This window comes from Candidatus Edwardsbacteria bacterium RifOxyA12_full_54_48, assembly GCA_001777915.1.
In the GTDB taxonomy this organism is placed as follows: domain Bacteria; phylum Edwardsbacteria; class AC1; order AC1; family EtOH8; genus UBA2226.
In genome coordinates, this window is record MFFN01000003.1 from 66471 (window position 1) to 89467 (window position 22997).

Annotated in this window: 23 protein-coding genes and 1 tRNA gene; 12 read left to right on the top strand and 12 right to left on the bottom strand. The window is 55.0% G+C overall.

Annotated features, from left to right (window positions below; translation table 11 throughout):
• Positions 1 to 30: 30 nt before the first annotated feature.
• The 9 genes from A2273_07650 to A2273_07690 all read right to left on the bottom strand — a co-directional run bounded on the left by A2273_07650 (position 31) and on the right by A2273_07690 (position 9977).
• On the bottom strand, positions 31 to 948 hold the full coding sequence (locus A2273_07650; GenBank protein OGF08213.1) for a hypothetical protein: 918 nt from the start codon (positions 946 to 948) through the stop codon (positions 31 to 33).
• A gap of 308 nt (positions 949 to 1256) precedes the next feature.
• A complete protein-coding gene (locus A2273_07655) occupies positions 1257 to 2564 on the bottom strand; it encodes a UDP-N-acetyl-D-glucosamine dehydrogenase (GenBank protein ID OGF08214.1) in 1308 nt (435 codons plus the stop codon).
• Positions 2565 to 2600: 36 nt separating this feature from the next.
• The gene (locus A2273_07660) at positions 2601 to 3611 is read right to left on the bottom strand and encodes a dTDP-glucose 4,6-dehydratase (protein ID OGF08215.1); all 1011 of its coding nucleotides are present in this window, start codon (positions 3609 to 3611) and stop codon (positions 2601 to 2603) included.
• Between the two features lie 77 nt (positions 3612 to 3688).
• Positions 3689 to 4144, bottom strand: a complete 456-nt coding sequence (locus tag A2273_07665; protein OGF08216.1) for a dTDP-4-dehydrorhamnose 3,5-epimerase — start codon at positions 4142 to 4144, stop codon at positions 3689 to 3691.
• 29 nt (positions 4145 to 4173) lie between these two features.
• Positions 4174 to 5112 (bottom strand): hypothetical protein, encoded by a 939-nt coding sequence (locus A2273_07670; protein OGF08217.1) that lies wholly within the window; start codon positions 5110 to 5112, stop codon positions 4174 to 4176.
• Positions 5109 to 6074 (bottom strand): GDP-mannose 4,6-dehydratase, encoded by a 966-nt coding sequence (locus tag A2273_07675; protein OGF08218.1) that lies wholly within the window; start codon positions 6072 to 6074, stop codon positions 5109 to 5111. The genes A2273_07670 and A2273_07675 overlap by 4 nt, the downstream gene beginning before the upstream one ends.
• Before the next feature lie 861 nt (positions 6075 to 6935).
• Positions 6936 to 7023, bottom strand: a tRNA-Ser gene (locus A2273_07680).
• A gap of 123 nt (positions 7024 to 7146) precedes the next feature.
• On the bottom strand, positions 7147 to 8508 hold the full coding sequence (locus A2273_07685; GenBank protein OGF08219.1) for a hypothetical protein: 1362 nt from the start codon (positions 8506 to 8508) through the stop codon (positions 7147 to 7149).
• A 113-nt stretch (positions 8509 to 8621) separates the two neighbouring features.
• A complete protein-coding gene (locus A2273_07690; protein OGF08220.1) occupies positions 8622 to 9977 on the bottom strand; it encodes a hypothetical protein in 1356 nt (451 codons plus the stop codon).
• Between the two features lie 187 nt (positions 9978 to 10164).
• Here A2273_07690 and A2273_07695 point away from each other — a divergent pair, with 187 nt between their 5' ends.
• From A2273_07695 to A2273_07745, 11 genes are all read left to right on the top strand, one after another.
• Positions 10165 to 10770 (top strand): hypothetical protein, encoded by a 606-nt coding sequence (locus A2273_07695; GenBank protein ID OGF08221.1) that lies wholly within the window; start codon positions 10165 to 10167, stop codon positions 10768 to 10770.
• Positions 10767 to 11333, top strand: coding sequence for a hypothetical protein (locus A2273_07700; protein ID OGF08222.1), 567 nt, complete (start codon positions 10767 to 10769; stop codon positions 11331 to 11333). Before A2273_07695 ends, A2273_07700 begins: the two co-directional genes overlap by 4 nt.
• Before the next feature lie 15 nt (positions 11334 to 11348).
• Entirely contained in the window at positions 11349 to 12266 is a 918-nt protein-coding gene (locus A2273_07705) for a hypothetical protein (GenBank protein ID OGF08223.1), read from the top strand.
• A 52-nt stretch (positions 12267 to 12318) separates the two neighbouring features.
• A complete protein-coding gene (locus tag A2273_07710) occupies positions 12319 to 12972 on the top strand; it encodes a hypothetical protein (protein ID OGF08224.1) in 654 nt (217 codons plus the stop codon).
• A 69-nt stretch (positions 12973 to 13041) separates the two neighbouring features.
• Positions 13042 to 13881, top strand: coding sequence for a hypothetical protein (locus tag A2273_07715; protein ID OGF08225.1), 840 nt, complete (start codon positions 13042 to 13044; stop codon positions 13879 to 13881).
• Between the two features lie 15 nt (positions 13882 to 13896).
• Positions 13897 to 14742: a hypothetical protein gene (locus A2273_07720; GenBank protein OGF08226.1), complete on the top strand. Its 846-nt coding sequence runs from the start codon at positions 13897 to 13899 to the stop codon at positions 14740 to 14742.
• Positions 14743 to 14904: 162 nt separating this feature from the next.
• A complete protein-coding gene (locus A2273_07725) occupies positions 14905 to 16281 on the top strand; it encodes a DNA repair protein RadA (GenBank protein OGF08227.1) in 1377 nt (458 codons plus the stop codon).
• Positions 16282 to 16365: 84 nt separating this feature from the next.
• Positions 16366 to 16794 carry a hypothetical protein gene (locus tag A2273_07730; GenBank protein OGF08228.1) on the top strand — a complete coding sequence of 143 codons (429 nt, stop codon included), beginning with the start codon at positions 16366 to 16368 and terminating at the stop codon, positions 16792 to 16794.
• Between the two features lie 212 nt (positions 16795 to 17006).
• The gene (locus A2273_07735; GenBank protein OGF08229.1) at positions 17007 to 17684 is read left to right on the top strand and encodes a 2-C-methyl-D-erythritol 4-phosphate cytidylyltransferase; all 678 of its coding nucleotides are present in this window, start codon (positions 17007 to 17009) and stop codon (positions 17682 to 17684) included.
• Positions 17675 to 18151 (top strand): 2-C-methyl-D-erythritol 2,4-cyclodiphosphate synthase, encoded by a 477-nt coding sequence (locus A2273_07740; GenBank protein ID OGF08370.1) that lies wholly within the window; start codon positions 17675 to 17677, stop codon positions 18149 to 18151. The genes A2273_07735 and A2273_07740 overlap by 10 nt, the downstream gene beginning before the upstream one ends.
• Positions 18148 to 18744 (top strand): hypothetical protein, encoded by a 597-nt coding sequence (locus A2273_07745; protein OGF08230.1) that lies wholly within the window; start codon positions 18148 to 18150, stop codon positions 18742 to 18744. The genes A2273_07740 and A2273_07745 overlap by 4 nt, the downstream gene beginning before the upstream one ends.
• A gap of 75 nt (positions 18745 to 18819) precedes the next feature.
• Here A2273_07745 and A2273_07750 read toward each other — a convergent pair whose 3' ends face one another.
• On the bottom strand, positions 18820 to 19089 hold the full coding sequence (locus A2273_07750; protein ID OGF08231.1) for a DNA-binding protein HU: 270 nt from the start codon (positions 19087 to 19089) through the stop codon (positions 18820 to 18822).
• A 109-nt stretch (positions 19090 to 19198) separates the two neighbouring features.
• Positions 19199 to 21553 carry a primosomal protein N' gene (locus A2273_07755; GenBank protein OGF08232.1) on the bottom strand — a complete coding sequence of 785 codons (2355 nt, stop codon included), beginning with the start codon at positions 21551 to 21553 and terminating at the stop codon, positions 19199 to 19201.
• Between the two features lie 103 nt (positions 21554 to 21656).
• Between A2273_07755 and A2273_07760 the strand changes: the two genes are divergently transcribed.
• Positions 21657 to 22496, top strand: a complete 840-nt coding sequence (locus A2273_07760) for a hypothetical protein (protein OGF08233.1) — start codon at positions 21657 to 21659, stop codon at positions 22494 to 22496.
• Positions 22497 to 22507: 11 nt separating this feature from the next.
• Here A2273_07760 and A2273_07765 read toward each other — a convergent pair whose 3' ends face one another.
• A complete protein-coding gene (locus A2273_07765) occupies positions 22508 to 22996 on the bottom strand; it encodes a hypothetical protein (protein ID OGF08234.1) in 489 nt (162 codons plus the stop codon).
• Position 22997: the final 1 nt, after the last annotated feature.

The following is a 22997-nucleotide window of genomic DNA, read 5'->3' on the forward strand; positions in this document are numbered from 1 at the left end:
TGTTTCGCGGGCAATATCCCCGGGAACTGTTTAATTGGCCACCGTCCAGACGATATAGAACATGGTCATCAGCTGGCCGGTGACGGATATGTAATCCCTCCAGCCCTTGATCTGCATCTCGCCCACGATGACCACGTCGCCGGGCTCGATGGGGGTGTCCTCCCTGGCCTTCAGGCTTTTACCGCCCCAGCGGTTGATCTTGATATTGCCGGTGCTGGCCCGCTCGCCGTAGCCGCCGGCCATCCCCAGATAGTAGCTTAAGACCGTGCCCGGTTCAAAAATGAATGTCCCGCCCTTCTGGACCTGTCCCACCACAGTCACCGAGGTGGGGGCGGTGGGGACAGTCACCACATCACCCTCCTTCAAGCTAACGTTCAGGGACTGGTCGCCATCTATAAAAAGTTTTTTATAACTGATGCTCTGAACCACGTCTGGCGTGGCGACGTTCTCGATCTTGATGTCCTCTTTGGTGGCCACCGGAGTGATCCCTCCGGCCATTTCGATGATATCCAGCAATCTCTCCCCCGGCTTGATCTCGAAGATCCCGGGGCGGAAAACCTGTCCCACCACCTTGATGTTGTTACTGTTCACCGGAACGAACAATACATCACCGTCCTCCAGCATCGGGTTCTCGGACTGCCGGTTCTGGTATAGAAAAAGATACATATCCAAAGTATCCACGGCTTGCCCGTCACGGATCAACAGGATACTGCGGGGCGAGCCCTGTTCGTTGGTCCCGCCGGCGGCAGCCAGGGCCGAAGAGACCCGCTCCATAACCGGCAGGGGGTATATGCCCGGGGTGCGGACCTGGCCCAGCACCTGGATCTTCATCATCGGCTGGCTCCGCAGCTGGTATAGATCCCTGCCATCTGTCCGCTGCTGGGCCACCGACACCCCGGCAAACACAGCCAGCAGCGCGGCCAGGATCAATTTGGACTGGTATGACATTCTGCCTCCGTTATATTAATGCATAATAAAATGGCCGGAACGCTTCTATAGACGCCCGGCCAAATTAATTATTAATTTGGGAATACACTATGGGCGCCGTATTAAAACCTGCGGCAAAAAGCAATCAAATAGAACAACCGAAAAGCGCGACTATAATTGATTGACCGGGCCACAAACTTTAATACAGCAACTTGTTTCCCCTCATACTGTTAAACTTTATCGAATTGTATCTCAAAAATCGTTTTTTGTCAAGGAAATTATTCAATAAAAAGATACCCCGGATATCCGGGGTATCTTTTTCAAAGTATTTATTTGCGGCCGATCTTGACCACCTTGCCGCTTTTTATCTTCTTGGTGGCATTCCGGGTGTCCACCACCAGCTTGGCATTCTTGACTATCATATTATAATCATAGACGGTATGATCGGTGGTTATCAGGATACAATCAACCGACTTGATCAGCTGTTGGGTCAGCTTGGTGGATCGCATCTTTTTCCATCCCGTCTCCAGCTCCGGCACGAAGGGATCGTTGTAGATCAGGGTTTTCACCTTGGGGGCCAGCAGTTCGATCACCTTGATGGCCGGGGAGCTGCGGACATCATCGATGTCCCTTTTAAAAGCTACTCCCAGTACCAGTACTTTTGATTTTGAGGCGGCCATTCCCTTGTCGCTTAAGGCGGCGATCACCTTGTTGACCACGTGGTACGGCATGTTCTCATTGGTCTCGGCCGCCAGTTCGATGAAATCGGTGTGAAAATCGTACTCCTTGGCTTTCCAGGCCAGGTAGTAGGGATCGATGGGAATGCAGTGCCCCCCCAGCCCCGGCCCGGGATAGAAGGGCATGAATCCGTAGGGTTTGGTGGCGGCGGCATCCACCACCTCCCACATGTCAACCCGGTCCATCCTTTCGCACAAACAGGCCAGCTCGTTGACCAGGGCGATGTTGACGCTGCGAAAGATGTTCTCCAGCAGCTTGGTCATTTCGGCGGTGGACGGCGAGGAGACCATCACTATCTTCTCGATGATCTGTCCGTACATCAATTTGGCCAACTGGCCGCAGGCCGGGGTGTAGCCGCCGACCACGGTGGGGGTGGTGGCGGTGGTGAATTTCTGGTTGCCGGGATCTATCCGCTCCGGGGAGAAGGCCAGGTAAAAATCCTTGCCGGCTTTAAGGCCGGTCTTCTCCAGTATCGGTTTTACCACCTTGGTGGTGGTCTCCGGATAGGTGGTGCTTTTCAGGATGACCAGCATTCCCTTGTGAAGGTGTTTGGCAATGCCCTGGGTCGAGTTGACTATGTAGCTGATATCGGGATCCTTGGTGGCGGTGAACGGCGTGGGAACGCAGATGTGGACGGCATCGCATTTTTTAAGGAGGCCGTAATCGGTGGTGGCCTTAAGCTTGCCTTGGGAGATCACCTCCTTAAGTTGTTTGTCATCGACGTCGATTATGTAATTCTTTCCCTTATTGATGTTGGCAACCTTCCTGGGGTCCAGATCAATGCCGATCACCTCAAAGCCCGCCCTGGCAAATTCCACCGCCAGAGGCAACCCTACGTAACCCAATCCTATCACTGCCACCCTGGCCTGGCGGGTCTGGATTTTTTGCTTAAGTTCCATGTTAGAACACCTTAAAATGTATTTTGCTGTTTATTGTTATCTCTCCTTGTACCAGCGGTCCTTGAAATCCTTGAACTCCCGTTTGCCTTCTTTGATATTGCGCCACCACGCTTCGTTCTCCCTATACCATTTGATGGTCTCCTTGATGGCCGCATCAAAAGTGTGCCGGGGCTTCCAGCCCAGCTTCTTTATCTTGGAGATATCCAATGAGTATCGCCTATCGTGTCCCGGCCGGTCCTTGACGTATTTTTTGAGGCTGGCCGGCTTGTTCAACTCTTTCAGGATGATATCGGTGATCTGGATATTCTCCATCTCCTGCCCGCCCCCGATATTATAGATATTCCCGGCCTGCCCGTGGTGCAGGATGAAATCTATGGCCTGGCAGTGATCCTCCACATACAGCCAGTCCCGGACATTCTTGCCGTCGCCATATACCGGAAGCTCCTTGTCCTCCAAGGCATTGGTGACGAAGAACGGAATGAGTTTTTCGGGAAATTGATAAGGTCCGTAATTGTTGGTGCAGCGGGTGACCCGGACATCCATCCCGAAGGTGGTGTGATAGGAAAGGGCCAGCAGATCCCCGGCCGCCTTGGACGATGAGTAGGGGCTGCGGGGATCAAGAATATCTGTCTCGACCGAAGAACCCGTCTCCACGCTGCCGTAGACCTCGTCGGTCCCTATCTGGATGAACCCCTTCACCCGGTGGCGGCGGGCATATTCCAGCAGGATGTGGGTGCCGATGACGTTGGTCTGGGTGAAGACGAAGGGATCGTCCACCGAGCGGTCCACGTGGGTCTCGGCGGCAAAATTGACCACCCATTCCACCCCCGGCATCAGACCCTCGACCAGTCCGGCATCGCAGATATCGCCCTGGACGAACCGGTAATTCTTGTGGGATCGGATATCCTTGAGGTTCTCCAGGTTTCCGGCATAGGTCAGCTTGTCCAGGTTGATGATATTATGATCGGGGTATTTGCCGAGCATCAAACGGACGAAATTGCTGCCGATGAACCCCGCCCCGCCGGTAATTAAAATTGTTTTGGCCATGATCGATACAGTTGGAAGTTTACAGTTCAGCGTTTTTCGTTCCCCATGATCTGTTCCCTGCACTTAGGTCCCTAAAATCACCCGTCCTTGCGGTCCCATTTATAGGGCACATCGTTCTGGTGGGGGTCGAGCCGGTATTCGTCGGGCTGGGAATAATTGTAGGCCTCGGAGGGGCAGTTGATCACCATGGCCTCCTCGTCGGAGACGCATTTCCATCCGTGGTAGACGCCCCGGGGAACCTGCACCAGCAGGGGATTGTGCTCGCCGATGAAGAATTCGTTGACCTCGCCGCTGGTGGCCGAGCCTTCCCGGTTGTCGAACAGCACCAGCTTCAGCATGCCTTTTACGCAGACGATGTTGTCCGTCTGGACCTTATGATAATGCCACCCCTTGACCACTCCGGGATAGGTGGTGCTCAGATAGACCTGTCCGAACTTTTCAAAGACCTCCTCGTCGCAGCGTAATATCTCCATCAGCCGGCCGCGCTCATCGGGAATGACCTTCAGTTTTTTTGTTTTGACGCCTTCGATCATTTTACTGCTCCCAAACAGATTGTTTTAAATTATGCCCGGTCCAGCCAGTATTGATAAAGATCCTTCAGAGTTTGCTCGATCCCATATTCCGGCTGCCAGCCGGTCTGCTGAGTGATCTTGCTGTTATCGCCCCACAAAATCGGAAGGTCCAGGGGGCGGAACCTCTGGGGGTCGGTCCGGACCTCTATCTTTTTGCCCGATATCTTTATCAATGTCTCCAGAGCCTGTTGAATGGTAATGTTCTTGCCCGAACAGACATTGTAAACCTCCCCAATTTTTCCCGATTCAGCCAGCAGAACGTAGGCTTTCACTATGTCCCTTACGTCCGAGATGTCACGCCGGGCGCTGAGGTTTCCCACCATGACCACCGGATCGCTCCCGTGCTTTGCGATCCCGGCTATCTGCTTGGCAAAACTGGGCAGGGCGAACATCTCCGGCTGCCCGGGACCGGTATGCGGGAAGGCCCTGGCCACTATTGTGTTCATCTGGTAGGTATTGAAATACTGGATGGCCAGCTGCTCCTGGGATATCTTGCTGACGGCATACGGGCTGGCGGCGTTATAGGGATGGTCCTCCTGGACCGGATCGGGGGTGTCGGTCAGGCCGTAGACCTCGCAGGAGCTGACCATCACCAATTTACATTCCGGGGCGGTTCTCCGCACCTCCTCCAGCAGGTTCACCAGGCCAATGACGTTTATCTCGAAAGTATCCACCGGCTTTTTAAATGATACGGCCGGGGAGCTCTGGGCCGCCAGGTGGTACAGGCATTGGGGCCTGACTGTGGTCAGCGCCTGGTGCAGCCCCTGGCCGTTCCGCAGGTCTATCCGGAAAAGGGCGCAGCGGTCTTTGAGATCTCCCACCGCCGGCTCATCGAAATAACTCCCGGAGACCTCATGCCCGGAGGATATCAGACGCCCGGCCAGATGATGGCCCACAAAACCCTCTATGCCGGTGATGAAAACCCTCACTTCATCCGGTTTTTATAGCTTTTTATGTCGGCATCGACCATCATTTTCACCAATTCCTCAAAGGGCACCTTGATCTCCCAATTCAGGGCCTTCTGGGCCTTGGTGGAATCGCCCAACAGCAGGTCCACCTCCGCCGGGCGGACAAATCTCTGATCTGTCTTGACGTAATCGTTGTAATCCAGACCGACATGCGCGAAAGCGATCTGGCAGAAATCCCGCACCGAATGGGTTCGGCCGGTGGCGATCACATAATCGTCGGGCTGCGGCTGCTGCAGCATCAGCCACATGGCCCGCACATAGTCCCCGGCAAAGCCCCAATCCCGTTTGGCGTCCAGGGTCCCCAGCCGAAGCTCCTTCTCCAGGCCCAGCTTGATCCGGGCCACGGCATCGGTGATCTTCTTGGTGACGAACTCCTTGCCCCTTCTGGGTGATTCGTGGTTGAACAGGATGCCGGAACAGGCAAAGATATTGTATGATTCGCGGTAGTTGATGGTGATCCAATGGCCGTAGACCTTGGCCACGCCGTATGGACTGCGGGGATAGAACGGGGTCAGTTCGGTCTGCGGCGTCTCCCGGACCTTGCCGAACATCTCCGAGCTCGAGGCCTGGTAGAATTTTATCTTGGGATTCACCAGCCGGATGGCCTCCAGCATCCGGGTCACCCCCAGGGCGGTGAACTCCCCGGTCAGGACCGGCTGGTCCCAGGAGGTGGGGACGAACGACTGGGCGGCCAGGTTATAGACCTCGTCGGGGTTCGCCTGCTTGATCACGTTGATCATCGAAAGCTGATCCAGCAGATCCGCCTGCACCAGTTGAACCCGGTCCTTGATATGCTCGATCCGTTCAAAATTTTCGGTGGATGCCCGGCGCACCATACCGTAGACCTGGTAACCCTTCTCTAAAAGAAAATCGGCCAGGTACGATCCGTCCTGCCCGGTGATTCCGGTAATCAAAGCTTTCATAAATTACCTGTTTTTATATTTATTGATATTTAAATCTGTCGTTAGTGATATCCATTCCTAAAATTTGGACACCGCCCTGCCGGGGGAAGCCAGTCGTTCAGCTATGCTGGCACGCCGGATGAAGCCTGCTTGATCGGCAGGCCCATGGGGCGAATTCTGGCGGAGAGACTGCCGACTTCGTCAATAAAGCAATAATAACAGCAGACTATGTCGGCCAAGGGGATCTGTTTGATAATAAATGCTTATTGATAAATGCGCGTCCCGAACCACCTTTTAAATATCTTTCAAATGCGAACGCTGCCTCATGATCCTGAAAACAGCAATACCAAACGACTTCAAAAGGGCCTTTATCTTTTGTAAATTCCGATTCCCCCTGATTATGTTCTTCTAATCGGTGATTTAGATTTGTGGTGCACCCTACGTATGACTTCTTCTTTTTAGGATTCTGTAAAATATATACAAAATATTCCATTGTTGTTTATTGCACGGTTATTTTACAGTTTCTGCCTTGTCTGCCAAACGTAAACTAGTAGGTATAAATCCTTTGCCCTGTCCTGGCTTGTCAGACGAAGCCTGCTGTTATTTGAGCCCTCTTGGGCGAAGTCTGCCGACTACATCCTGATGAGCCTTACTAAAAGCAGGGCGGTTTCGTCACCCAAGGGCGGAGAGACAACCTCCTTACCTGGGAAATAAAAGTCTGGCCTGCCAGACGAAGCCTGCTGTTATTTAAGCCCCCTTGGGCGTAGTCTGGCGGAGAGACTGGGATTTTGCACCTTCGGCGCATCCGCCGCCGCTTTGCCTCCCCTTTTCTTGCAGGCGGAGAACCCTTCCGCTCCGCTATCCTGGGTTCAAACTATAATCTGGCGGAGAGACTGGGATTTGAACCCAGGATACCTTGCGGTATACACGCTTTCCAGACGTGCTCCTTCGGCCACTCGGACATCTCTCCGTTAATTTCCTATTATGTTGTATTATCAAAGCCCCGACCATGGGGCATCTTTCCGTTTTGTGTTATCAGCTATAGATATCAGATTTTCCAGATCCCGCCTGTTTTGCCGGGTTATATTTAAGATCAGAATTCGGTGGCCCCGCTGAAATTGAAACTCTCCAGCTTTAAGGCCGGGACCAGTATCCCATTGGCAAAGCGATTGCCATAAGCATTGTCCTCGGTTACCAGGCTGGTCCTCTTGGAGATGGCCGATACCTTCGACAGGGTTTTTAAAACGCTCTCGGTGAACCGAAGGTTCTTGATCGGCTTGGTTATCCGCCCGTCCTCTATCAGGAAGGTCCCATCGCGGGTCATTCCGGTCAGGGACACCTGCATGGGGTCGATCAGGTTGCAGTAATGGAACCGGGTCACATAGATGCCGCGCTCGGTGGTCCTGACCATTTCTTCGATTGATGACTGGCCACCCTTCATCTCCAGGTTCAGGGCCATGGGAAAGTAGGCCGGGGCCGGCAGGGCATGGCCGGTGGATTTCCGGTTCTGTTTGTTGGCGGTGTAGGAATCGTAGACCACGCCACGGGCAACGCCCTTCTCTATAAGGGTCACTTTCTGCTTGGGCACCCCCTCGAAATCGAAGGGAAAGGCAAAGCCTTTTTTATTGTAAGGATCATCTAAAATGGTGATCTTGGGATCGACCACCCGCTGGCCCATGTTCAGGCCGATGAAGCTGCGCCCCTCCTGAACCGCCATGGCCGAGAATCCGGTGTAGTTCATAAACTCCACCAGAGTGTACACCGCCATGTCCTCCAGGATCACCGGATAGCGCCCGGGCTTGATGTCGACCGGGTTCCGGCTGTCCACCGCTTTTTTGACCGCGCTGTCGGCGATGGCGTTGATGTTTATCTTTCCTACGTCGCGGGAGGCCCCCTGGCCGTATCCCGAACCGGTATCGCTCATCACCACGGTGTTGAGATTGGCGTCGGTGGAACAATTGTACCGCATGAGGCCCAGCGAATTGGCGATGCCGATCTCCACGGTTCCGGTGCTGAAAGCCCCGAAAGCCCTGGTCTTATGCTTCTCCGCTTTGCGGCAAATTCTGCCCACCGCTTCGGCCCTTTGGGCCGGAGTGATCTTGGCCGTTTCCTCCACATAAAGATCGGCCGACTGGCGGCCGGCCTTCTCCGGACCGGGCAGGGAGACGAAATCTGGATTATCGTGCTGCAAGCGGGCGATGCGACAGGCCTGCGACGCCGTTTCCCTGATGCTCTGTTCGGTCAGTATGTTGCTGGAGGCCATCCCTATCTTTAGGCCGAATACGGCCCGCACCGATATGGTCCCGTTGCGCTGGGCCACATTCTGATGAATGTAGGAATTGGCAAACCGGGTCAGGGCCGAATCCTCGGCGGTTATGAAGACCTCGGTCTGGTCGGCCCGGGAGGCGGACAGCGCCAGCCGGAGCATCTTTTTTATTTTAGCCTGACCGTACATAAAAATATCTCCCGGATGTAACGAAGAAATGTGATTATATCAATAATTGAATTTAAGGTCAAGTAGAATAAACGAGTTATGGGGAGGTTGGGCTGAAATCATGGCCCAACGGTTCACCATTTGCTGCGGTAGGTGTAGTTCAGCACCGTCTCCCCGTCCCTGGCCACCGGGATGGTGAATTCCACGGTGGCGGCATCCTTCTTGCTGTATTTATGGTTGCTCTGGGTGATCTTCCAGTCGCCGGATAGGTGCTCCACCACCACAATCTCGGCCGATTCATCCTTGTGGTTCCGCAGCTTGACCTCGATGGTCTGCTCCTGGGTGCGGTCGTTTATCCTTTTGTAATCCTTCTGGCTCCTCTCGCCCACCAGATCAAAGGCATTGCCCAGAAATATCCGCAGCTTTTCGTCTTTGGGGGTGTGGCCTATCAGGTCCTCGCCGATGAACTGCTGGGTCCCGTCGCTGTCGAGCTTATAGGTGCGCACCTTGCCGGCCGGCAGGGCCATCCCCAGCCCCGAAGCCTTGTCGTTGCGGAATTCCAGGTTGACCCTGATGTCCCTGGCGTTATAGGCTCCGTCGTATATATAGACCTTTTTGATCTTGACCTCGGCGTTGGGGAACAGCGACACCTGCTTGATCTGGTTGTCGGACACCGTGGCCCGGCGCTGCAGGGTGTACAGGTGATATTCGAAGAAAGCCTTCTCCTCGAACTGCGGGGCGGCTTCGGCCAGCGAACTCTTGGCCATGCGGTCGTAACTCCGCTGAGGCCGGGCCTCCACCCGGTTGACATCGCCGGCTATCAGCTTGATTTTGGCATTTTCGTAGGAGGCCCCGGAGCGGTTGTCCAGCGACACCCAGGCCCCCAGGTTGAGGCTCTTCTCACTCTGGTCCAGCACCGCCACATACTCGGCGTGCCATCTGATCCCGCCGGTCATGTAGGATATCTGGCATTCCTGTTCCTTCGGCCCTCGGTTGTCGGCCAGCCAAACCAGGGTGGGTTTGGTGATCAGGCCCTGGGGCAGGCTGGGGAACTCGATATTCTGCAGGTTGTCGGTCAGCCGCAAGGTGATGATGTTCCCCCCGATGTTGAGCACGATATTGGAGCCGTCATGGGACATCAGGATTCCCTCGTAGGTCTTGCCCAGGGAGGAGATCACCTTTATTTTCTGGTCTATATACCGCTCCATCAATTTGGCCGGGCTGACCAGGTCGAACTGGTAGTTCTGTTCCAGGATGGTGACCTTTTCCGGCGAGGTCAGCGATTTGAAGTGCACCGAGGTGGGGTCGATCTGCGATGGCACGTCGCTTAGCCGGAGTTCCGATTTGCCGCTGCCTATCCTTAGGTTTCTGACCTCGGTGACCAGCCCCAGGTCGCTGTTATATACGGTCAGGCTGATTTCCTTCCTCTCCTGGCCGGCTGCCGGCAGGCAGGCCAGGATTGTCAAACCGGCGATCAATAGCTTCTTCATTATACCCCTTCCTGATTTGATTGTTGGGTTTTAAGTATAGGTTATAAATTTTCATTAGTCAAGGGATATCATTGGCCGTTGGCTTTGCCCAAGCTGCCGTTAGGTCGTTCGTTTTGCCTTGACTTTAAATTATAAAAAACATATACTTAGATGTGAATTTATATCTAACCACCTGATCGGATGTCCAATGCGGCTACCTTCAGAGACCAAACAACAGCTTTTCATCAAGAACCTGTTCTCCGAGAACGGCCTATTGTTCTCGGGCACCGGGATATTCCTGGCGGTGGCCGGGACCCAGACCACGGAACAGGCCTTCTTTCTGGGCAGCATCTGCCTGGCTCTTATACTTGTCAACAGCATCGCCTCCTCCATTGCCGGCGACATATTCCGTTGCCGGATACCCCTGTGGGCCATGGCCCTGGCCTCGGCGGTGATGCTGGCGATCATCAGTTCCGCTTTTGCCGTCAGGCTGTCGCATCTTCCCCAACACACGGTGATCATCATGTATCTTCTGGCCGCCGGCCCGGTGGTATTCTCCCGGGCCCAGGCCTTCTCCCACACCACCTCCCTGGGCCGGGCGGTATTCGACGCCTCCGGCCAGGGCGCCGGCATACTGCTGGTGATGATGGCCGTGGCCTTCGTGCGGGAGCTGATCGGCAGAGGCTATCTGTCAGGCGGCTTGCTTTTCAGCCGTCCCCCCTGGCCCATGCTGGGCATGGCCTTCGGCGGGATGCTGTTTACCGCTCTGGCCATAGTGATCTACCGGATCTCAGTCCCGGGAGGCCGAAAATGACAGCTCATATAGCCATCGCCTTCCTGTCCGGCCTGTTCCTGTATCAGCCGCTGATAAGTTTCGGGTTGATCCCCTCCTCGGCCGAGGGCATGTCTGGCCAGCCCTATCGGGCTCTGGGATACAGCCTGGCCGGCGGGATACTGATAGCCCTCTTCGGCTTCTCATCATGGATCCTGCATTACCTGGTGTTGGGTCCGCTGAAAGCCCTGCCCCTGGAGCTGCCCCTGCTGATGCTGTTGATGTGGGGCTGGCACTATCTGATGAAGCGAACTTTCGGCCGCCGCTCTTTGGTCGGCCGCCACCTGCCGTTCTATTTTTTGAACATTGCCGTGCTGGGCTCCGGCCTGCTGCTGATACACTATACCCCGGACGGAATTCTGTCCGCCCTGAGCCGCGCTATCGGCATCTCCCTGGGCTTCATGATATCCAACCTGCTGATATCTTTCTTCCGGGAAAAATCCGAACGGGGATCGTTCAGCCGGACCCTTCGAGGATGGCCGGTATACCTGCTGCTCTGCTCGGTGGTCTGGCTTTCATATCATGGGATGTCTCTTTTATTTTAGGGAATTGATTCTGCCATGCCTACAAAATTTACCGATAGTTTTTTGAAACTTCTGCCCGGCCTGGACTGCGGGCTTTGCCGGCTGGAGGACGGCTGTCTGGGATATGCCCAAAGGCTGGCCCAAGGCGAGCCCGATATCAGCCTCTGTCTGCCCGGCGGCGAGAACCTCAAGGCCAAACTGGCCGAACTGCAGGCCGAGACGGTGATGCCCAGGGCCAACGTGGCCTCGTTCGTCAACTGCCAGGGATCGGCCGAGAACGCCCGGAACCGTTTCAATTATTTCGGAGTGGACAGCTGCCGGGGGGCCACGCTGTTATATGGAGGGAGCCTGGAGTGCCTCTACGGCTGTCTGCGTCTGGGCGACTGCGTCACGGCCTGCCCTTACGGGGCCATCAGCCTGACGCCCCAGGGCCTGCCCAAGATCGACTACTCCAAATGCACCGGCTGCGGACGCTGCACCAACGCCTGCCCCAAGGGGATCCTGAAACTGGCCCCCAAGACCCAGCAGATATACCTGGCCTGCATCTGCCAGGCCAAATCGGAGGATCTATCCGGGCAGTGCCGGCAGGGCTGCTCCACCTGCGGAGACTGCTTGAAAGAATGCCCCTACGGGGCCATTGCCTGGGACGGCTCCCTGCCAAAAATAGATTATGAGAAGTGCCGTTCCTGCTCCATCTGCGTTTATAAGTGCCCCCAGAGATCATATCTGGACCGCATTCCCAACCGGCCCACCGCCTTCATCGGCCTGCAATGCAACGGCTGTCAGCAGTGCAAATCGGTCTGCCCCACCGACTGCATCATCGGCAAGAAGGGCGAGCACCACAAGGTGATGCGCGGCCAGTGCATCGGCTGCGGTTTGTGCTTCGAGGTCTGCCCCACCAAGGCCATCACCATGCTGGGGGCCCTGGGGCATGTAGACCTCACCCGATTTTAATGGGACACGGATATAACGGATTTAGGCCGATTCACACGGATGACGAATAATCATGATGATCACGAAAATATTTTATTTGGCGCTGTCTTTTTTATTCTGGGGCACACTCGGCAATATAAATGTCAATGCCGAAAGTCTTGATCAGAGGTTGTTCGATCAGATCCATACCCGCTGGCAGCGGGATTGGCTGGACGGCCCCATGCAGTTCTGCACCGATGCCGGCGAGGCCGAGATGGGCATAGCCATCTGCGCCGGAGTGGGCCTGTTCGGAAGCCAAAAGGCCCGGCACAGCGCCAAGCTGGCCCTGACCGCCGACGGCGCCTCGGCCGTCATGACCTACGGGCTGAAGAACCTGGTCAATCGGGACCGGCCGGAGGGCCCCACCGAACGATCCAATTCATCCTTTCCCTCCGGGCATGCCACCGGCGCCTTTGCCCTGGCCACGGTCTTCTCCCATCAATATCCTAAGCTTTCCATACCATTGTATACGGCGGCTGCCGGCGTTGCAGTGTCGCGGATATACCTGGGACGGCACTATCCGTCGGATGTTCTGGCCGGCGCCGCGGTGGGATTTGGCACCGCCAAGCTGACCCTGCACTACAAGGACAAGATACTGGGATTCGAGTTCGATACTTTTTTGCATGACCTGTTCTGCAAGGAGGAGAACCCGGACCCACCCAGTCCCGAGAAAACCGATTTGCAATAGATCTTATCACATTGGCATAAATTCATTTTTGATTTTTGATATTTAATTTTACGTTTTAAAAGGAATCAAATGTCCAAGAGACGCAATGAGACCATCGTGGGCATGGTGGTGCTTTCGGCCATCGCCCTTTTGATAATCGGACTGCTGTGGTTAAACCGGGTGGACATCGGACGCCAGAGCTACCTGGTGAGCGTGGCCTTCGAGGACGCCGGCGGCCTGCGGGGCGGCGACCCGGTGACGGTGTCCGGCTTCGACAAGGGCAAGGTGAAATCCATCGCGCTTAACCCCGCCAAGCCCGGCGTGATAGCGGTGCTGATGGTGGACCACGACGTGGCCTTGAAGAAGGACGCCCGGTTCTGGCTGTCTGACGCCAGTCTGATGGGCGACAAGCGGATCGCGGTCTACCCCGGCAGCTCCAGCCAGCCCTTCGATCCATCGCAGACCGTCGATGGCGACCGCTCCCCCGGTCTGATGGAGACCATGGTCAAGATGGGCTACCTAGGCGAGGAAGCCGCCAAGGTGGTGACCGAGATGCGAAAGAACCTAGCCACCCCGGACAATTACAAGAACGTCTCGCTGGCTTTAAAGAACTTGAACACCGCCACCGCCCAGCTTGCGGCCATGGCCTCCGAGAACCGGGCGGCCTTGAAGGAAACCGTCCGGGACGTCAACCAGTTGGTCTCGCCCAACAAGGACAAGCTGGACAGCACCATCCAGCATCTGGCCAAGGCCAGCGCCAATCTTGATTCCATAGCCGGGAAGATAAACTCCGGTCAGGGCACCGCCGGTCAATTGGTGAACAATAAGGAACTGTACGAGCAGTTGAGCAAGACCAACAAGGACCTGCAGGCGCTGATTGCCGACATAAAGGCCAACCCCAAAAAGTATCTGACGGTGGAGATATTTTAATAAAGGTGAATCAACATGAAAAAATCTTCAATTTTATTGCTTTTCATATTATCCTATGCTACTTGTTTTGCGCAATTAACAGAGATACCATGGAATGATTACATTAGAACATTAAAACCAAGTGTACCACTAATACAAATAATTTCCGGAACCGAAATAATACATGGAACTGGTATTTGCGTTTTTTATAATAATATTCCATTTATTATTACGTGTGAACATGTAGTGGCTAAAAAAGATAGCAATAATATTACAATAGATTATGCTAAAAATATAACATCTTACTTTAATACAAAAGAAAATAAAACAATCAATTTCCCCATGATTTTACTTTACGCAAATGAAAAAGAAGATTTTGCTATTTTAGGATTTTATAATACACCTGATATAACTGATAAATTATCACAATCACAAATACTGTTAATACAGAATGAATTATGGCAAACAATAGATTCACTTGAAGAAGGAGCGAACATTCTCTTTATTGGTTACCCCATGAATCTTTGGGAAGGTAAACAAAATTATCCATTATCTAGAAAAGGAATGATTTCACAAATCATTAAAGATAAAAAACGCATTTTAATAGATGGTTTTGTTCAGCATGGTCATAGTGGGTCACCTGTTTTTTTAATAAGTTCTAACAATAATCTCCCTCCAACATGGTATTATAAATTAATCGGCATTACAACTTCATTTCCAAGTGAATTCGGTGAAATATACAAAACCAAATACAGCAAAGTTGATAGTTTGATACCTTTATTAAATCCTGGTTTTACAATCGTTACACCTATGGACGAAATTATTATAGCTTTTGATGATGTTATAAATAAAGAATTGAAGAAAATCAAGAAGAAAAAGTAAAACCAACTTCATCTGCCAGTCCTGCGGGGTTTGACCGCCCCGACCCCTGGGGGTCTTGACCGCCCCCCTACCCCCCTCCGCTGCGGAGGGGGAATCCCAAAACCCCTTCCCCAATGGGGAAGGGGCAGGGGTTAGGTCGGCAATAAAATTAATTACGAGTAAATGAAAAACAAACTGATCCCCAAAACCAACTTCGTCTGCCAGTCCTGCGGGTTCGAAAGCTCCAAGTGGCTGGGCAAATGCCCGTCCTGCGGAGGCTGGAACACCTTGGTGGAGGAGATCAAGCGGGCCGACCTCCGGCCGGGCAAGAACAAGGCCTCCCGCCAATCCGCCCCCACCCTGCCCCAGACCCTCAAGGAGATCGAGATCCGGGACGACCAGCGTTTGATGTCCGGCATCTCCGAGTTCGACCGGGTCACCGGCGGCGGCCTGGTATCGGGCTCGCTCACCCTGATCGGCGGCGACCCGGGGATCGGCAAATCCACCCTCACCCTGCAGTTGGTCGACCGGCTGGCCGCCTCCGGCCAAAAGGTCCTTTACGTTTCCGGCGAGGAATCGCCGGCCCAGATCAAACTGAGAGCCCAGCGTTTGCAGGTCAACTCGGATAACCTATTATTGCTGTCCGAGACCATATTGGAGAACGTCCTGGAGACGGTGCACAAATTAAAGCCCGACATCCTGGTGATGGATTCCATCCAGACCATCTATCGCACCGATCTGGAATCCGCCCCCGGTTCGGTGGGACAGGTGCGGGAATGCGGGGCCGAGCTGATGCGGCTGGCCAAGACCGACAACCTGGCCACCATACTGATCGGACACGTCACCAAGGAGGGCGTCATCGCCGGGCCCCGGACCCTGGAGCATATGGTGGACACCGTGCTGTATCTGGAGGGGGAGCGGCACCACGCCTATAGGATTTTGCGATCGGTCAAGAACCGCTTCGGCTCCACCAACGAGATCGGCGTCTTCGAGATGCAGGAGTCCGGCATGGTCGAGGTGGCCAATCCCTCCCAGGTGTTCCTGTCGGAACGGACCAGAGAGATACCGGGCTCCACCGTGGTCTGTTCGCTGGAGGGCACCCGTCCCCTGCTGGTGGAGATCCAGGCCCTGGTGGCCCCGGCCTCATACGGCAACCCCCAGCGGGTGCCCACCGGATTCAACCATCGCCGCCTTTCGATGCTGCTGGCGGTGCTGGAACGCCGGGCCGGTTTGAATCTGGGAATGCACGATGTCTTCGTCAACATCGCCGGGGGATTAAAGCTGGATGAACCGGCCATAGACCTGGGCATCGCCGCGGCGGTGGCCTCGGCCTTCAAGAACCAGAATGCCGACCCGGACACCGCGGTGGTGGGCGAGATCGGCCTGGGCGGGGAGATCCGCAGCGTGGGACAGCTGGACAAACGGATAAACGAAGCCCAAAAGCTGGGTTTTAAAAGGATGATCATCCCGGCTCATAATATCAAGGACCGATATTCGGACAAGATCAAGCTGGTTGAGGTCCGCTACCTGTCCGATGCCCTCCAGTCTTTGATATTTTAAGCACTGGCAAAACGAGCGGTCTCAATTTCTGATTTTAGACATCTTGGTGTCTTTGTGGTTTACAGTTCAAGGAAAGGAATTCATATGAAGATCCGAAAACTCACCATAAAAGATTATCCGGAGCTGATGAAGCTCTGGTCCCGGGCCAAACTGCCGGCCAAGCCCAAAGGGCGCGACAGCCGGGCTCATATCGCCAAGGAGATGAAACAGAACCCCGATTTTTTCATCGGGGCCTTCGACAAGGACCTGATGATCGGATCTGTCATCGCCTCGCACGACGGGCGCAAGGGCTGGCTCAACCGGGTGGCGGTGGGCCCGGACTACCGGGGCCAGGGCGTGGCCCAGGCCCTGACAGTGGCCGGAGAAAAGGCCTTAAGGAAGCACGGCATCAAGATATTCGGGCTTTTGATACATGAATACAATCAGGCCTCACTCAATCTGGCCAAGAAGATGGGCTACCTGGTCCATACCGACATACTATACCTGACCAAACGCGACGGGGATCATATTTAACCATTTCGCACAGATGGCCCCGATGATTTAACGAATACCTTTATTGATAATGGAATGGACATAGAAAACAAAATCTCCTATGATATAAGGGGCGCAGCTTTTAAGATTAACAAATTTAATGCTCCGTCACTAAAAAACAGTATCGTCAGGGTTGTAAATTAAAAGACATTAATATCACCGTTTTAATCTGTGTAATCTGTGAGAAAAACCTTATGTTCGTTTCCTGCATCATAGTGGCCGCCGGCAGCGGTCTCAGACTGGGAGCCAAGATCCCCAAGGCTTTCGTCAAGATCAATGGCAAACCAATGCTGGAATATTCACTTGAAGCATATCAGGATTGCAAGCATATAAAGGAGATCATCCTGGTCAAGCCTCCCTCCCATCAGTTCAAGGGCCTGAAATATTTCGACCGGTTCTCCAAGCTGGCCGCCATAGTCTCCGGAGGCAAAGAAAGGCTGGACTCGGTCAGGGCCGGGCTCAATTCCGTCTCTCCCCAAGCCGATATGGTGATGATCCACGATGCCGCCAGACCACTCATCAGGCCAGAACAGATACATTCGGTGATATCGGCCGTAAAAAAGCACGGCGCGGCCATACTGGCCTCGCCGGTGACCGACACCATCAAGAGTGCCGACAAGCATATCATCAAAAGAACAGTCGATCGTGCCGGATTATGGAAAGCTCAAACCCCGCAGGGGTTCAGAAAAGAGATCCTGGAAAGGTCGCATTTTGATCAGAGGATAAGATCCGTGACCGACGACAGCCAGTTGGTGGAGATGATAAAAGGAAAAGTTTTCATCGTCCCCGGAGACGATAGCAACATTAAAATAACCACCCCCATAGACCTGGAGATAGCTTCATGCCTGTTAAAAAAGAAAAGATCCGCGTAGGCTTCGGCTACGACATCCACCGCCTGGCAAAGGGCCGCCGCCTGATCCTGGGCGGGGAGACTATCCCCTTCCATCTGGGACTGCTGGGCCACTCCGACGCCGACGTGCTGTGCCACGCCATTGCCGACAGCCTGCTGGGAGCGGTGGCCGCCGGAGATATCGGAATGCATTTCCCCAACACCGATCCCGGGTTCAAAAACATCTCCAGCCTGCTGCTGCTGAAGAGAACGGCGGCCATAATCAAAAAAGCCGGCTACCGGGTGGCCAATATCGACGCCATGTTGATCGCCCAGGCCCCCAAGCTGGCGCCGTACATCGAGGACATGAGAAAAAATATCGCCCTGGCCCTGGGGATCGATGGAACGAAAGTATCGGTAAAAGCCACCACCAATGAAGGGCTGGGGGACATCGGAAGAGGCAAGGGCATCTGCGCTTTTGCCAATGCGCTGGTAGAGAGGATAAAATGAATCTGGACCTGGAGGGGATCACCAAGTCATTCGCCGCCCAGGGCGGGCTGTGGGCCTACCTGACGGTTTTCGCCACCACCTTCATCGAGGGCATCTTCCCGATCATCCCCAGCGACGTGGTGGTGCTGTTCTGCGCCCTGCTGGTGGCTAAAGGAACCCTCCATTGGCTGCCGCTATTCCTTTCGGCTTTTGTGGGCGGGGCTTTGGGAGCCTTGTTGGTCTACTGGATCGGGGTCAGCAAAGGCCGGGAATTCTTTCTGGCCAAGCCCCGGTTTTTCCTCTCCCCCAAAAGATTGCTGGAGATGGAGGGCCATTTTAAGAAATACGGCAACATCATCCTGGCCCTCAACCGGGCGGTGATCGGCGGCCGATCATTCGGGTTCCTGATCGCCGGCCTGACCGATTACCAGTTCAGGAAAGTGGTTATCTACGGCACCCCCGGCATCTTACTATGGTATGCCCTGGTGATCGCCCTGGGCATATACTTCGGAGAGCGGGCCAAGCAGATGGTAAACGGGATCATCATGGTGGTGATGATCATAATGGCCCTTTCGGCGCTGTCCCTGCTGGTCACCAAGAAACTCTTTAAATAATGACGGTTCTTTCCCCGGTAAAATAAAAAGGGTCTTGTATCATCCGATACAAGACCCTAACTTTTCCAACGATAATTACCTTACGGTGTCTTTCAGCTCTTTGCCAGGCTTGAAGGCGGGGACCTTCTTGGCGGCGATCTTGATTTCCTTGCCAGTCTGCGGATTCCTTCCGATTCTGGCTTTTCTCTTCTTGACGCTGAAGGTACCGAAACCAACCAGGGTAACGGAGTCGCCCTTCTTCAAAGCTTTGGCAATGTTGTCGATCACGGCGTTAACCGCGTTGCCAGCCTCTGCCTTGGTGCAGGTAACCTTGGCCACTGCTTCGATCAATTCGGCTTTGTTCACTACTTTATCCCTCCTTTCGTTTAATGAAATATAAGAATGTTATTTCAAACTTAACGATAGTATAGCATTTGCAGGCATTACCGTCAAGTATTTTTTTTAAATATTTTCTTTACAGCATGTTCACCGGGTCGATGTCTACGGATAATCTTATTTTTTCGTTCCGGCCCGAGGCGATCCCCTCCAAAGCTTTTTTGATCTCCGAAGGCGAACCGGCCTTTAACATCAGCTGCCAGCGGAACCGACCCTTGATCTTGGCCAGCGGAGCCGGGGCGGGACCCAGGACCTCGGCCCGGCCGGCGCCGGATTTTATTTTTTCAGCGACACTATCGGCGAAGTCCTCCAGGTCAGCCTGGCTGCCAGAGGTGAAGGTCAGCAGGGCCAGGTGCCGGTGCGGCGGATAGCCGCACTCCTCCCGGCCCGCCAGTTCATGCTCGGCAAAGGAATAATAATCGTTCTCCCGGCACCATTTGACCACCGGGTTATCGGGCATTCTGGTCTGGATGACCACCTTTCCCGGATGCCGCCCCCTCCCGGCCCGGCCCGCCATCTGCACCATCAGTTGGAAGGCCCGTTCGGCCGCCCGGAAATCGGGCAGTCCCAAAATGTCGTCCAGGTTTATTATCCCCACCAGCGAAACGTTGGGAAAGTGATGCCCTTTGGAAATCATCTGGGTGCCCAGCAGTATCTGCGAACCGCCTGACAGGAAATCCTGCAGTATCCGGTGATGCTCCCCCTTGCGCCCGGTGGTGTCGGCGTCCATCCGGCTGATCCTTCCCTTCGGAAAAACGTTCTTCAACTCCGCCTCCAGCCGCTGAATGGCATAGCCCCGGTGCTCCAGCATCAGGCTGCCGCAGGCCGGGCAGGCTTCCGGCAGTCTGGCCTGGTATCCGCAATAATGACACAGCACCGATTCCCCGCTACGGTGATAGGTGAGGCTGACGCTGCAATTGGGACAGGTTATCAGGCTGCCGCATTTCCCGCACTGAAGATAAGGCGCGAACCCCCGGCGGTTAAGAAGGATCATGGCCTGGCGCCCGGCCTGCAGGCAGGCCCCGATCTCCCGGCCCAGCAGCGGCGAGATCAGGCGGTCCTCCCTGGGCAGTTTTTTAAGATCCACCACCTCCACCATCGGCAGATCGGCTGACCCGACCCGTTTTTCCAGCCGGAACAGCTTGAACTTGCCCATCCTTGCTTTATAGTAACTCTCCACTGAAGGGGTGGCCGATCCCATCAGCACCACGGCGCCGCTCTTCCGGGCCCGAATGATGGCCAGATCCCTGGCATGGTACAGGGGAGCCAGGTCGGATTGCTTGTAGCAGGCGTCGTGCTCCTCGTCTACGACTATCAGACCCAGATCATCAAAGGGGGTGAAGACGGCCGACCTGGTGCCCACCACCACCCGGAAGTCTCCGCGCCTCACCGCTCTCCAGGCATCATAGCGTTCCCCGCTTCCCATTTCGCTGTGCCAGACCGCCACCTGGCCCAGCCGGGACCTTACCCGGTGCAGCATCTGCGAGGTCATCCCTATCTCCGGCACCAGTATCAGCACCTGGCGGCCCTGGGCCAGGGCCCGTTCGGCGGTCTTCAGGTAGATCTCGGTCTTGCCGCTGGAGGTGACCCCGGATATCAGGTTCACCGAAAACATTCGGGAATTGATGTCCCTTGATACCGAATCCAACACTTGCTGTTGTTCGGCATTCAAGGTGACCTCGGCATCCTCCTCGGCCCAGCCCTGCTCCTCCTGGCCCCTGAATTTCTCCCGCCACTCCCAGCCAGCCAGGCCCAGGGCCACCAGCCTGAGGGCCGCAGGCCTTTTGCTTTTGATCGCTGACGGAGGCACTGCCCCCTTCTGCTCAACAAGATCCAATAGTTCGGCCTGTCCTTTGGAGAGCTTCAAGCTTGTTTTATCGGCCGGACTGCGGCCAGACAGCCAGCGTTCCTTTCTGACCGCGATCCTGGCTTTCTGCCACACCGGCTCGGAAAACAGCAGCCCCATCCGGCAGTATTCCTCGATGCCCTTTTCGGCGGAGGGGGCGAACTTCTTTAAAAGATACTGGTGCGACACCGAGCCCTTCTCGATTATATGATCCAGCATAGGTTCGGCCGGGATCTGGCCGGAATAATTTCCGTTGAGCCACACCATCCTCAGCTGTTTGGCATCCATCCCCGGTGGCAGCGCCGCCCGGATGGCCTCCCCCCAGCCACAGCGGTAATATTTGGAGACCCACTCGGTCAGCTCCAACAGCTCGCGGCTGATGACTGGCTTAATATCTATCACCTCCAGAATGGGCTTGACCGGAAAATCGCAGGTTTCTTTCAGATGCACCACATATCCGATGGCCTCCCTTTTGCCCAGGGGAACCCGCACCCTGATCCCCGCGCCATCCACCGTCAGGTGACCGGGGATCAGGTAGGTAAAACAGCGGCCCTGGGGGATGGACAGCGCCACATCAGCGTATTTCAAACTTTTGCTTGACAAATTTGTTTTTTTAAATTAACCTTATGCCTTGAACTAGGATTTATTGAGGGATGAAATGACAGCGAAACATTTCTTCTTGGCGGCTCTATTGGCCCTCGCGGCCGGAGGAACCGCCTGGGCCGACTTCGGCGACGGACCCGGCGAATTCATCTTTCCCAGCGGGATAGCCCTGGACCGGGAGGGGAACATCTATGTCAGCGAGATCGGCAATGACCGCATCCAGAAGTTGGATGCCGACCAGCAAGGGCTGAACAGCTGGGGCCGCTTCGGGCGGGACAGCGCCGACTTTGACGACCCCACAGCGCTGGCCTTCGGTCCCGACGGCAACCTGTATATCGTGGACAGCGGCAACCGGCGGGTGGTGGTCTGCGACACCGCGGGAAATACGCTATGGCACATCCCTCTGCCGGATTCCTCAAAGCCCTGGGGCATTGCTTTCGCTGCCGAATATTTTTATGTTTCGGACCGTCAGAACAACCAGATCTACCTTTTTAACCAGAACCGGAATCTGATCTCGGCGCTGGGACAGAGCGGATCCCTTAACGGCCAGTTCCTTCAGCCCAAGGGCCTGGCGGCGGATGGAAATAAAAGGCTGTATGTGGTGGATGCCGGGAACAACCGGATTCAGGTTTTCTCGCCGGAGGGCATTTTTATCCGCAGCTGGGGCGGCTATGGCGAGGGCGAGGGCGAGTTCGACAATCCGGGGTGCATTTTCAGCGGGCCCTCCGGCCAGCTGATGATCACCGACTCCGGCAACGACCGTTTTCAGGAATTCACCGCCGAGGGTCTCTTTTCCAGCTACGGCGGAGGTCCCGGCACCGAACCCGGCCAGTTCCTGAACCCCAACGGCATCGCCATAGACAGCCGGGGCACCCTCTATATCGTGGACACCGATAACCACCGGATCCAGGTCTTCAGTTCCCAGTGATATTGGCCCGCCTACCAGGACTCGAAGGATTGCCTTATGATCTCGGCCGCCAGGTTTTCGGCGGCTTTTTTCATTCCGGATTCCTCATCGGATTCGCTGACCTGATAGGTGCCCCACCCGGAGAGGCTTGCCGACTCCCATAGAACCTTCCCGGCCGCCGATCTCAGCTTGGCTTTGGCGGCGATGGTGGTCTTGTACTGGTTGACCTGCTCCTGGCTGGTGTATTCAAAAGGAGCCCGGGTATATCCGGTCACCGCCAGTTCCAACACCGCCTCCGCCTTTTCCGGGTCGCTGACCTTGACCCGGCCGTCGTTGTTGACCGCCGTTATCATGGTGGTGGTCATGATCTCCGACAGGCGGTATTCGGCGGTGGTGTTCTCGACCACCGGTATCCCCACCGTCTGAAAATCCAGCCGCCCTCCGCTGAAAGAGTAACATCCGGACAGCATCAAGGCCAGGGCGCCGGCAGCCATAAAAAATATTTTGACGCTGGTCTTCATT

What these genes read in the sequence shown, in the direction of transcription:
- A2273_07730 (OGF08228.1), top strand. Translation starts at nt 16,366, where the DNA reads ATGAAGATCCGAAAACTCACCATAAAAGATTATCCGGAGCTGATGAAG.
- A2273_07685 (OGF08219.1), bottom strand. Translation starts at nt 8,508, where the DNA reads ATGTACGGTCAGGCTAAAATAAAAAAGATGCTCCGGCTGGCGCTGTCC.
- A2273_07690 (OGF08220.1), bottom strand. Translation starts at nt 9,977, where the DNA reads ATGAAGAAGCTATTGATCGCCGGTTTGACAATCCTGGCCTGCCTGCCG.
- A2273_07700 (OGF08222.1), top strand. Translation starts at nt 10,767, where the DNA reads ATGACAGCTCATATAGCCATCGCCTTCCTGTCCGGCCTGTTCCTGTAT.
- A2273_07725 (OGF08227.1), top strand. Translation starts at nt 14,905, where the DNA reads ATGAAAAACAAACTGATCCCCAAAACCAACTTCGTCTGCCAGTCCTGC.
- A2273_07655 (OGF08214.1), bottom strand. Translation starts at nt 2,564, where the DNA reads ATGGAACTTAAGCAAAAAATCCAGACCCGCCAGGCCAGGGTGGCAGTG.
- A2273_07735 (OGF08229.1), top strand. Translation starts at nt 17,007, where the DNA reads ATGTTCGTTTCCTGCATCATAGTGGCCGCCGGCAGCGGTCTCAGACTG.
- A2273_07765 (OGF08234.1), bottom strand. Translation starts at nt 22,996, where the DNA reads ATGAAGACCAGCGTCAAAATATTTTTTATGGCTGCCGGCGCCCTGGCC.
- A2273_07715 (OGF08225.1), top strand. Translation starts at nt 13,042, where the DNA reads ATGTCCAAGAGACGCAATGAGACCATCGTGGGCATGGTGGTGCTTTCG.
- A2273_07745 (OGF08230.1), top strand. Translation starts at nt 18,148, where the DNA reads ATGAATCTGGACCTGGAGGGGATCACCAAGTCATTCGCCGCCCAGGGC.
- A2273_07705 (OGF08223.1), top strand. Translation starts at nt 11,349, where the DNA reads ATGCCTACAAAATTTACCGATAGTTTTTTGAAACTTCTGCCCGGCCTG.
- A2273_07710 (OGF08224.1), top strand. Translation starts at nt 12,319, where the DNA reads ATGATGATCACGAAAATATTTTATTTGGCGCTGTCTTTTTTATTCTGG.
- A2273_07650 (OGF08213.1), bottom strand. Translation starts at nt 948, where the DNA reads ATGTCATACCAGTCCAAATTGATCCTGGCCGCGCTGCTGGCTGTGTTT.
- A2273_07675 (OGF08218.1), bottom strand. Translation starts at nt 6,074, where the DNA reads ATGAAAGCTTTGATTACCGGAATCACCGGGCAGGACGGATCGTACCTG.
- A2273_07665 (OGF08216.1), bottom strand. Translation starts at nt 4,144, where the DNA reads ATGATCGAAGGCGTCAAAACAAAAAAACTGAAGGTCATTCCCGATGAG.
- A2273_07720 (OGF08226.1), top strand. Translation starts at nt 13,897, where the DNA reads ATGAAAAAATCTTCAATTTTATTGCTTTTCATATTATCCTATGCTACT.
- A2273_07660 (OGF08215.1), bottom strand. Translation starts at nt 3,611, where the DNA reads ATGGCCAAAACAATTTTAATTACCGGCGGGGCGGGGTTCATCGGCAGC.
- A2273_07695 (OGF08221.1), top strand. Translation starts at nt 10,165, where the DNA reads ATGCGGCTACCTTCAGAGACCAAACAACAGCTTTTCATCAAGAACCTG.